At 69.9% G+C, this 8,211-nt stretch carries 8 protein-coding genes and 3 pseudogenes; 4 read left to right on the top strand and 7 right to left on the bottom strand.

Annotation, left to right across the window (positions count from 1 at the left end; genetic code table 11):
* Positions 1 to 104: 104 nt before the first annotated feature.
* The gene (gene rarD / locus C7C56_RS07910; RefSeq protein ID WP_106756898.1) at positions 105 to 992 is read right to left on the bottom strand and encodes an EamA family transporter RarD; all 888 of its coding nucleotides are present in this window, start codon (positions 990 to 992) and stop codon (positions 105 to 107) included.
* Positions 993 to 1,004: 12 nt separating this feature from the next.
* Between rarD and C7C56_RS28005 the strand changes: the two genes are divergently transcribed.
* Positions 1,005 to 1,244, top strand: a complete 240-nt coding sequence (locus C7C56_RS28005; RefSeq protein WP_146204333.1) for a hypothetical protein — start codon at positions 1,005 to 1,007, stop codon at positions 1,242 to 1,244.
* A gap of 37 nt (positions 1,245 to 1,281) precedes the next feature.
* Positions 1,282 to 1,734: an FKBP-type peptidyl-prolyl cis-trans isomerase gene (locus C7C56_RS07905; protein ID WP_106756896.1), complete on the top strand. Its 453-nt coding sequence runs from the start codon at positions 1,282 to 1,284 to the stop codon at positions 1,732 to 1,734.
* A gap of 4 nt (positions 1,735 to 1,738) precedes the next feature.
* Here C7C56_RS07905 and C7C56_RS07900 read toward each other — a convergent pair whose 3' ends face one another.
* From C7C56_RS07900 to C7C56_RS29665, 6 genes and pseudogenes are all read right to left on the bottom strand, one after another.
* The gene (locus C7C56_RS07900; RefSeq protein ID WP_106756895.1) at positions 1,739 to 2,425 is read right to left on the bottom strand and encodes a Dph6-related ATP pyrophosphatase; all 687 of its coding nucleotides are present in this window, start codon (positions 2,423 to 2,425) and stop codon (positions 1,739 to 1,741) included.
* Positions 2,422 to 2,967 carry a cytochrome b gene (locus C7C56_RS07895; RefSeq protein ID WP_106756894.1) on the bottom strand — a complete coding sequence of 182 codons (546 nt, stop codon included), beginning with the start codon at positions 2,965 to 2,967 and terminating at the stop codon, positions 2,422 to 2,424. Before C7C56_RS07895 ends, C7C56_RS07900 begins: the two co-directional genes overlap by 4 nt.
* Before the next feature lie 246 nt (positions 2,968 to 3,213).
* The gene (locus C7C56_RS29680) at positions 3,214 to 4,098 is read right to left on the bottom strand and encodes an FtsX-like permease family protein (RefSeq protein ID WP_370660185.1); all 885 of its coding nucleotides are present in this window, start codon (positions 4,096 to 4,098) and stop codon (positions 3,214 to 3,216) included.
* Between the two features lie 313 nt (positions 4,099 to 4,411).
* Positions 4,412 to 5,584, bottom strand: a pseudogene (locus C7C56_RS29675) (ABC transporter permease); the annotation flags it as partial.
* A 2-nt stretch (positions 5,585 to 5,586) separates the two neighbouring features.
* Positions 5,587 to 5,799 carry an ATP-binding cassette domain-containing protein gene (locus C7C56_RS29670; RefSeq protein WP_229458392.1) on the bottom strand — a complete coding sequence of 71 codons (213 nt, stop codon included), beginning with the start codon at positions 5,797 to 5,799 and terminating at the stop codon, positions 5,587 to 5,589.
* 59 nt (positions 5,800 to 5,858) lie between these two features.
* A pseudogene (locus tag C7C56_RS29665) lies at positions 5,859 to 6,266 on the bottom strand (ABC transporter ATP-binding protein); the annotation flags it as partial.
* A 390-nt stretch (positions 6,267 to 6,656) separates the two neighbouring features.
* On the opposite strand from C7C56_RS29665, the gene C7C56_RS07880 reads away from it, so the two are divergent.
* Positions 6,657 to 8,015: a sigma-54-dependent transcriptional regulator gene (locus C7C56_RS07880; protein ID WP_106756893.1), complete on the top strand. Its 1,359-nt coding sequence runs from the start codon at positions 6,657 to 6,659 to the stop codon at positions 8,013 to 8,015.
* Positions 8,005 to 8,211 (top strand): annotated as a pseudogene (locus tag C7C56_RS07875) (ATP-binding protein); the annotation flags it as partial. The gene C7C56_RS07880 and the pseudogene C7C56_RS07875, both read left to right, overlap by 11 nt.

Raw genomic sequence — 8,211 nt, 5'->3', positions numbered from 1 at the left:
ACGCCATTAGGGTCAGACCCCGGTTTAGCAGTAGTGCACTCCGCCGAAAATTCCTAAACCGGGGTCTGACCCCGGTTTTGCAGTAGCGCACCAATCCCACGGAACTATGCCAACGCTTGCGGGAGCTTGCGCTGACGCCACAGGCCCTCAGCCGCGTACAACGCCAGCGCGCTCCAGATCACGATGAAGCCTTGCAGCCGTTCGGGGCTGAATGTTTCCTTGAAGACCCAGATGCCGAGCAGGAAGACCATGCTCGGGGCGATGTATTGGAGCAGACCCAGCACCGACAGCGGCAGCTTGCGCGCGCCCGAGGCGAACAACAGCAGGGGGATCGCCGTCACCGGGCCCGACGCGATCAGCAACCAGCGCGTGCTGTCGGAACCGGTGTTCAAGAACATGTTTTGACCGTGCATGCTCAGCCAGAGCAGGTAGGCCAGCGCCACCGGCAGCAGCAGCAGCGTCTCGAACGAGAGGCCCTCCAGCGCGCCCAGCGCCGCCGTCTTGCGCATCAGGCCGTACAAGCCGAACGAGACGGCCAGCAGCAGCGCGATCCAGGGCATCTGCCCGGCCTGCCACGTCAGCCACGCCACGCCGCACGCGGCCAGCGCCACGGCCAGCCATTGCACCGGCCGCATGCGCTCCTGGAGCAGCACGTAGCCGAACATGATGTTGACCAAGGGGTTGATGAAGTAGCCCAGGCTGGCGTCGATGACGTGGCCGTTGTTGACCGCCCAGATGTACATCAGCCAGTTGGCCGCGAGCAGGATCGAACTGCAGATGAAGCTGCCGACCACGCGCGGCTTGCGCAGCACCTCGACCAGCCACTTCCATTGGCGGCGCGCGAGCAGCACCGCGGTCAGGAACAGGAAGCACCACAGCATGCGGTGCGCCAGGATCTGCATCGCCGGCACTTCTTTGAGCGTGTGGAAATACAGCGGAAACAGGCCCCAGCACAGGAAGGCAAGGGTGGCGGACAGGATGCCGGTACGCATGGAAGGCAGTCAGTGAATCATCAAGAGCATATTATCCTTGAATTGCGGCAACTTTGCCGGGCGCGTCCGAAAGTGCCGGCGCCCGTTCGTGGCGATGCCGGGCAAGGCGCGGCGGCGCTGCCGATTGCTGCCGGACCGCGCCGCCGCGGCGCATCGAATTGCGCGCGCAAGTGGAAATTTGATACAAATCTGCGACAAAAAACAAGCGCCGGAACAATGCTGGAATGCACGGTCCGACACTTCTGCTGCTAAACTTCGGAACACTTTTTTATTACCGCCCAAGGACAACATGAAACTCAAGCTTCCCCTGATCGCCGCATTCGTCGCCATGCTGAGCCTGACCGCCTGCGGCGGTGGCAGCGAAAACACCCAGCCGGCGGTCGTCGTGGCCAGCCCGGCCACCCTCATCGTCACCGACATCGGCGCCCCCGGCACCGGCGCCGTCGCCTCCGGCACCAAACTGGTGCAGGTGCACTACACAGTCTGGCTCTACAGCGCCACCGCGGCCGACAACAAGGGCACCCTGATCGAAAGCTCGGTCAATTCGGCCCCGCTGGAATTCCGCCTCGGCGCCAACAAGGTCATCCCCGGCTTCGAGACCGGCGTGACCGGCATGCTCGTCGGCGGCAAGCGCAATGTGAAGATCCCTAGCAACCTGGCCTACGGCGCCGCCGGCTCCGGCCCGATCCCGCCGAACGCCGGCCTGGTGTTCGAGATCTCGCTGCTTTCGGCGATCAACTAAAACGCTACGCGGGCGCGCGCAGCGTCTGGAAGTGGTAGGTCGCCCCGCCCAGCTGCGGCGGCGACTCGTAGCGTTCCACCGCCACCCGTTCGAAGCCGATCGGGTGGCCGAAGGCCGGCCCGTCGTACACGAAGGTGTGGAACTCGCCGTTCTCGCCGCAAGCGTCGACCCCCTCGGGCAGCTCCGCCAAAAAATCGGCGTCGAATTCGCGGCCGCACCACTCCGGCCCCAGATAATTCCCGTTAACGCACACCACCACCGCCTTGAAGCCGGCGGCGATGAATTCGTCGACCAGTTTGCGGCGCGGCTCGAGCCACAGCGGCAGGCGGGCCTCGAGGCCGGCCGCCGCGCACACCTTTTCTTCCCATTCGCGGTGCGCGAGCAGGTCGATGTCGCCGAAGATGGCCTCGCTGATGCCGTTGGCGCGGGCCGCCGCCAGCACCCCGATGAATTTCTCCTCGTAGCTGGTCCAACTGGTGTCGTAGAAGGTGAGCGGGGCGCCGATCGCGCGAGCCTGCGCCGCCAGCAGGGCCGGCGGGATGCCGTGCGAGCGCGATTTTTGGCCCGCCTCGTCCATCGCGGTGATCAACAGCGCGATCTCGGTGCCGCCCGCGCGCGCGCGCCACAGCGCCAGGCACGAGTCTTTGCCGCCGCTCCAGGACACCAGCGCCTTTGGCGCGCCGGCGCTCATTTGCGGCGCCCGGTCATGCGCGCGAGCAGATTGTCGCGGTCGATGAACTGGTGTTTGAGCATCCCCAGCACATGCAGGCCGGCCAGGTACATCAGCGCGGTCGAGGCGTACTCGTGGATTTCTTCGAGCGGCTCGTGCCAATCCTTGAACAGGGGGAAGGGGCTGGGGATCTGCACAAACTCGAAAATGCCGATCGGGCGGCCCACCGACCACACCGACAGCGGTCCGGTCACAACCAGCACCACGATCGCCACCAGCAGCAGCACGTGGACCGTTTTGGAGAGCAGTTGCAGCGGGCGCGCCTGCGGCGCCGCCGACGGGAAGCCGGAGCGCACGCGCCAGAACACGCGGAACAGCAGGAACAGGATGGCGATGGCGCCGATCGCCACGTGCAGGCCCTTCCAGAAGGTTTTTTCGGGGCCGCGCGCCATGTCGCCGAAATACAGGCCGATGCCAAGCAGAAGCAGCACGAACAGCGCGCCGATCCAGTGGTTCAGGCGCGAAATGCTGCCGTAGGTGGTGCCGTGGTCGCGCGTCGTCATGGTTCGCTCAGGTGGGTAAAGGTCGATTATCGACGATGCGCGCGCCAAGCTCAATCGAAACCTCGCGGCCTCAGCCTCTCAGAGGCTGAGAGTTTTTTGGGCGTGCCCGAGCGGCCCGCCAGAAAGCGGCAGATCAAGGCGCAAAGCACAGCCATAGCGGGCTATGGCGAGCATTTGCAACGACGAACCGGCGCTTTCTGGCGTGATGAGCGGGCATGATCGAAAGACTCTCAGCCTCTCAGCCTCTCAGTCGCGCAGCGCCGCCGCCGGCGACAGCCGCATCGCCGCCAGCGTGTGGCGCGCGGTCGCGGCCAGCGCGAGCGCCCCGGCCAGCGGCCACAGGCCCATCGGCGCGCGCTCGGCGAAGCCGGACAGGTAGCGTTCGGTCGCGAGCGCGGCCAGCGGCAGGCCGACGGCCGCGTCCAGGCCGGCCAGCATGCCGAACTCGCGCCCCACCAAGCCCGCGATGGCGGCGCGGCCGGCGCCGTGCAGCTTGCGCAGCACGATCTCGCGCCCGCGGCGCTGCACGTTGAAGGCCGCCAGCACGTAGATGCCGAAGGCGGCGATCGCGATCGCGATGACGCTGGCAGCGCCCAGCAAACGGGTGAGGCGCAGGTCGTCGGCGTAGTTCTCGGCGTAGTAGCTGCGCGCGCTGCGCAGCTCGAGCGGATGGTCCGGGAACTGGCGCGCCCAGAGCGGCTCGACCAGCGCGTGCAGCTCGGGCTGCGCCAGCGCGCTGCGCACGGTGAGCGCGAACAGGCCCTCGTCGACCCGGTACAGGGTCGGCTGGATCGGCTCGCGCAGGCTCTGGTCGCGCACGTCGGGGGCGACCCCGATGATGGTCCAGTAGCCGCCGTCGATGCGCTTGCCGATGGCCTCCTGTGCCGAGGCGAAACCGAGCGCGCGCACCGCCGCCATGTTGGCGACGGTGACCCGCGTCGATTCCGGCGGCGCCGTGTCGATGGCCGGATCGAACAGGCGCCCGGCCAGCGGCGCCACCTTGAACACCGTGAAAAAATTCGCGCTGACCTCCTGCAGCTTGACGACGAACGAGGCCCCGCCCGCGGTCTTGACGCCGGTGCTGCCCTTCATGATGCCGGGCGCGCCGATCGGCTTGCCGCTGACCGCCACCGCGGCCACCCCGGGCAGGCGTTCGATCTGCGCGCGCCGGCGCGGCCGAGTCGCGCGGCAGCTTGAGCGCCGACAGCGGGGCGCTGTCGAAGCCGGGGTCGGCGCGGCCGGCGAAGCCGGTCTGCCAGCCGATCGCCAGCGTGGCGCCGGCCAGCGCGGTGGCGACCGCGAACTGCAGCACGCTCAGGCCGCGCCGCAGCCACAGGCCGCGCAGGTTGTCGCCGCCGCCGCGCGTGGCGAGGGTCTCGGCCGGGCGCATGCGCAGCGCGACGGCGGCCGGGTACAGGCTGCTGGCGGCGCCGACGAACAGTGCCAGCAGCAGCGCGGCGCCGATGCGCGGCGGCGTGATCAGACCGTGCAGCGGGCGGTCGACCAACTGCGCGAACAGCGGCAGCAGCAGCCAGGCCAGCAGCAGGCCAAGCAGGCCGGCCACCAGCGCGACCAGCACCGACTCGGCCGCGAACAGGCCGACCAGGCTGGCGTGGCTGGCGCCGAGCAGCTTGCGCACGCCGATCTCGCGCTCGCGGCGCAGGGTGCGCACGGTGGCCAGGTTGACGTAGTTGGTCGCCGCCAGCGCCAGGATCAGCGCGGCGATCAGGCCGAGCGCGATCACGGCGGTGCGGTTGCCGCGCACCCCGCCGCGGAAGCCGCCGGCGACCTCGCTGTCGAAATAAGCCTCGGACAGGGTGCGCAGGCGCACCTCGGCCACATGCCCGATGCGCGCCAGTTCCTCCGGCGCTACCATCTGTGACCATGGCGAATGGTCGAGCGCCGCCTGCAGCGCCGCGCTCAAGGCCGCCGCGCTCGCGCCCGGGTCCAGGCGCAGGTAGACCTTGCCGCCAAGGCCCATCCACTGGGTCGGCGCGGCGCCGCGCTGGTCCGCCGGCCACAGCGCGCTGGCGCTGCCCGCCAGGACGCGGTACGGCATGCTGGTGTTGGCGGGCGCGTCGTCGAGCAGCGCCATCACAAGGTAGGCGCGGCCGTCGATGCCCACGCGCCGGCCGAGCGCGGCGGCGTCGCCTAACAGGGCGCGCGCGGTGTGCCGGGTCAGCGCCAGGCCGTCGGGGCGCGCCAGCGCGGCGCGCAGGTCGCCATCGACCGCCTCGATGCCGAACATGGCCGGGAACACCGGGTCGACGATGGTGACCTCTTCGCGCAGCTTGCGTCCCTCCGTCTCGAACACCGCCATGACCGGGATGGCGGCGCTGACCTGGCTGGCCATGCCGGTCTCGAGCGCCGCCTGGCGCAATGCCAGCGGCATGAATTCGATCCAGGTCGGGGTCGGAATCACGTTGACCTTGTGCTGCATGACGAACACGCGCGCGTTGTCCGGCACCGCGCTGTCGTAGCTGAAGCTGTAGCGCACGAAGCCGAGCAGCAGGAAGCAGGCCGCGAAGCCGACCGCCAGCCCGGCGACGACCACCGCCGTGTAGGCGGGCTCCTTGGCCAGCAGGCGCCAGCCGATGCGGAAATCGCGCGGCCGCATGGCTAGGCCGCCTGCAGGGCGTCGACCACGATGCGCCCGTCGAGCAGGTGCAGGGTGCGCGAGGCCTGCGCGGCGTGCGCCGGCGAGTGCGTGACCATGACCACGGTGGTGCCCTCGGCGTTGATGGTGCGCAGCAGGCGCATGACGTCGTCCCCGTGCGCGGTGTCGAGGTTGCCGGTCGGCTCGTCCGCCAGCAGCATGGCCGGCCCGGCCACCAGAGCGGCGCGATCGCCACGCGCTGCTGCTGGCCGCCCGACAGCTGCGACGGCCGGTGCCGGGCGCGGTGGCCGATGTCGAGCCGCGCCAGCATGGCGCCAACCCGTTCGCGCCGCTCGCGCGCCGGGGTGCCGGTGTACTCGAGCGCCAGTTCGACGTTCTCGAACACCGACAGCTCCTCGATCAGGTTGAAGCTCTGGAAGATGAAGCCGACGCGCCCGCGCCGCAGCTGGTTCAGGCGCGCCTCGCTCCAGCCGGCCACGTTCTGGCCGTCGAACCAGTATTCGCCCTCGCTCGGCACGTCGAGCAGGCCGAGCAGGCCGAGCAGGGTCGACTTGCCGCAGCCGGACGGGCCGGTGATGGCCAGGTACTCGCCGGCGCCGATCTCGAGGTTGATGCGGTCGAGGGCGGTGGTCTGGATTTCCCCGGTCAGGTGCAGTTTGCTGACGTTGACAAGCTTGAGCATCGGTTTTCCTCGGTGTCGATTCGGCTGGCGGTTGAGTGGCCCGGTTGCCGGCATCCGGCATTGCTTGACGCTCTCGTGGAGCACTTGCCGCCAATTATGCAAGGTACGTGCCATGCCAAGGATCGCCAAACCCAAAAAATGTCGTCCTCGGAAAAGAGGGGATCCATGCCGGGCGTGTCCATGCGCTCTGTGGGCAGTGGCCGCGATGCCGCGTGCCCGGTATGGGTCCTGCGCATCCGCGAGGACGATGTGGCCGGGTTTTTCCGGGTGGCCGCGGCCCGGTGTCCGGTTCCGAACACTTGCCGCCGCGCCGCCACCCGTGGCTGCTAGAATACGCGACGACACCACCCCGAGACCACCCCGGGACCACCCCTTTCCGAGCCGCCGCGCATGGCCGTCCCACACACCAGCATCCTGATTTTGGACGACGACCCCGACGTGGCGTGCGCCGCGCAATTGCTGCTGCGCCGGCGCCATGGCGGCGTCGCCACCTTGAACGATCCGGCGCTGCTGCCGGCGCTGCTGGCGCGCGCGGTGCCCGACCTGGTCCTGCTCGACCTCAATTTCACACCCGGCCGCATCGACGGCGCCGAGGGACTGGCGGTGCTGGCGCTGCTGCTCGCGCTGCCGCGCCCGCCCGCCGTCATCGCGCTCACCGCCTATGCCGACGTGCCGCTCGCGGTCGAGGCGCTCAAGCGCGGCGCCAGCGATTTTCTGACCAAGCCCTGGGACAACGCCAACCTTGTGGCCGCGGTCGACAACGCGCTCGCGCGCCGCGGCCCCGCGCCGAAGGCGTCCGCCGGCTCGGCGCTGATGGGCGAATCGGACGCCATGCGCGAGGTCAAGGCGATGATCGCCGGGGTCGGCCCGACCGAGGCCAACGTCATGATCCTCGGCGAGAACGGGGTCGGCAAGGAGCTCGTCGCGCGCGCGATCCACCAGGCCTCGCGCCGCGCCGGCGCCAGCTTTCTGGCGGTCGACATGGGCGCGCTGCCCGAGTCGACCTTCGAGAGCGAGTTGTTCGGCCACCGCAAGGGCGCCTTCACCGACGCCAAGGGCGGGCGCGCGGGGCGCTTCCAGGCCGCGCGCGGCGGCTCGCTGTTCCTCGACGAGATCGGCAACACGCCGCTGGCGGCGCAGGCCAAGCTGCTCACCGCGCTCGAACGGCGCGAAGTGACGCCGCTCGGCGCCGACCGCCCCGAGGCGATCGATGTGCGCATCATCAGCGCCACCAACCGCGACGAGGTGCGCCTGTTCGACCCGGCCGTGTTCCGGCCCGATCTGCTGTTCCGCCTCAATACCATCGTGATCCGCGTGCCGCCGCTGCGCGAGCGGCGCGCCGACATCGCGCCGCTGCTGCGCCACTACCTCGACCTGTACCAGCGGCAGTACGCGCGCCCGGCGCGCCAGCCCGGCGCCGGCGCGCTCGAGCTCCTGCACGCGCACGCCTGGCCCGGCAATGTGCGCGCCCTGCGCCACGCCTGCGAGCGCGCCGTCATCTTCGGGGCCGGAGACGAATACCGCTTCGCCGATTTCGGCCTCGGCGCGGCGATGGCCGCGGCGGTCGGCGCGCCGCCGGCTCCCCCGCCGCAGGCGGCCGACCCCAAGGATTTCAAACTCGGCGCGCTCGAACGCGACACCGTCGCCGCCGCCCTCGAACAAGCCAAGGGCAACATCAGCCACGCCGCCAAGCTGCTCGGCGTGAGCCGCGCGGCGCTGTACCGCAAGCTTGGCAAGCATGGGATCTGAGGCCCGCCTCAAGGGCGCGCTGCTGCTCGCGTTCGGCGCCATGCTGGGGCTGGCCATGTGCGCCGGCGCCGTGCCGGACTCGCCGCGCCTGCTGGTGCTGTGCGCGCTGGCGGCGCTGGCGCCGGCCGGCCTGGCGTGGTTTTGCCTCAACCGGCTGGGCGCGCGCGCGCCGGCCGCGGCCGAACGCGGGGCGGGC

The organism is Massilia glaciei (genome assembly GCF_003011895.2).
Classification (GTDB): domain Bacteria; phylum Pseudomonadota; class Gammaproteobacteria; order Burkholderiales; family Burkholderiaceae_D; genus Telluria_A; species Telluria_A glaciei.
This window is presented reverse-complemented; position numbering and strand designations above follow the sequence as displayed.

Bases quoted from the DNA above. Each gene is read 5' to 3' on its own strand.
- C7C56_RS07895 (WP_106756894.1), bottom strand. From the start codon at position 2,967: ATGACGACGCGCGACCACGGCACCACCTACGGCAGCATTTCGCGCCTG.
- C7C56_RS07880 (WP_106756893.1), top strand. From the start codon at position 6,657: ATGGCCGTCCCACACACCAGCATCCTGATTTTGGACGACGACCCCGAC.
- C7C56_RS07900 (WP_106756895.1), bottom strand. From the start codon at position 2,425: ATGAGCGCCGGCGCGCCAAAGGCGCTGGTGTCCTGGAGCGGCGGCAAA.
- rarD (WP_106756898.1), bottom strand. From the start codon at position 992: ATGCGTACCGGCATCCTGTCCGCCACCCTTGCCTTCCTGTGCTGGGGC.
- C7C56_RS07905 (WP_106756896.1), top strand. From the start codon at position 1,282: ATGAAACTCAAGCTTCCCCTGATCGCCGCATTCGTCGCCATGCTGAGC.